General features: G+C 76.6%; 1 protein-coding gene. It reads left to right on the top strand.

Going from position 1 to position 879, the window contains the following annotated elements; translation table 11 throughout:
• Nucleotides 1–142: 142 nt before the first annotated feature.
• Nucleotides 143–802 (top strand): NUDIX domain-containing protein, encoded by a 660-nt coding sequence (locus tag FOE67_RS27165; protein ID WP_182667466.1) that lies wholly within the window; start codon nucleotides 143–145, stop codon nucleotides 800–802.
• Nucleotides 803–879 lie beyond the last annotated feature (77 nt).

Raw genomic sequence — 879 nt, 5'->3', positions numbered from 1 at the left:
GGCCCACCCCGAGCTGCGGTCGCGGCCCACCCGTCCCCACCCGCTGTTCGCGGGCCTGATCCGGGCCGCCGTCCGGGCCCGCACGGAGGGCGCCGGCACCCCCGGCGCGGCCTCCCCCGCCGAGCAGGGGAACGCCTGAGCCATGACGGACACCGGAAACCCCCCGACCGACACGCCCCTGCGCGACACCCCCGAATCCTGGCCGGTGGTCTCCACCGACCTCCCCTTCACCGGGAAGAAGACCGGGGTGCGCACCGACGAGGTGCGGATGCCGGACGGGTCGGTGGCGCGCCGCGACTACCAGGTCCATCCGGGCTCGGTCGCCGTCCTGGCCATCGACGGGCGGGACCGGGTCGCGGTGATCCGCCAGTACCGCCATCCGGTTCGGCGCCGCTTGTGGGAGATCCCCGCCGGGCTGCTCGACGTGCCCGGCGAGCCGCCCCTGCCGGCCGCGCGCCGCGAGCTGTGGGAGGAGACCCACCTGCGGGCGGAGGACTGGCGGGTGCTCGTGGACCTGTACACCAGCCCCGGCGGGACCGACGAGGCGGTGCGGATCTTCCTGGCCCGGGAACTGTCCTCGGCGGAGGGGGAACGCTACGAGGTCTCCGAGGAGGAGGCCGACATGGAGCGCGCCATGGTGCCGTTGGAGGACCTGCGCCGTGCCGTCCTGGCGGGCGAGCTGCAGAACACCTGCCTGGTGACCGGTGTGCTCGCCCTGCTCGCCGCACGCGGTGGTCCCGGGGGGCTCGACGCGCTGCGGCCCGCCGACGCCCCCTGGCCCGCCCGTCCCGTCGGGGCCTGAACCGGGGCCGGTCCCCGGGCGCCGGGAACCTTCGGGTTCGGCCGAACGCGCGGTCCCGACCCCCGGAGCGTGTCCCC

Origin of the sequence: Streptomyces calidiresistens (assembly GCF_014141525.1) — a bacterium.
GTDB lineage: Bacteria > Actinomycetota > Actinomycetes > Streptomycetales > Streptomycetaceae > Streptomyces > Streptomyces calidiresistens.
The sequence above is the reverse complement of the archived record's forward strand: the minus strand, read 5'-3'. Positions and strand labels throughout refer to the sequence as shown.

What these genes read in the sequence shown, in the direction of transcription:
- FOE67_RS27165 (WP_182667466.1), top strand. Translation starts at nt 143, where the DNA reads ATGACGGACACCGGAAACCCCCCGACCGACACGCCCCTGCGCGACACC.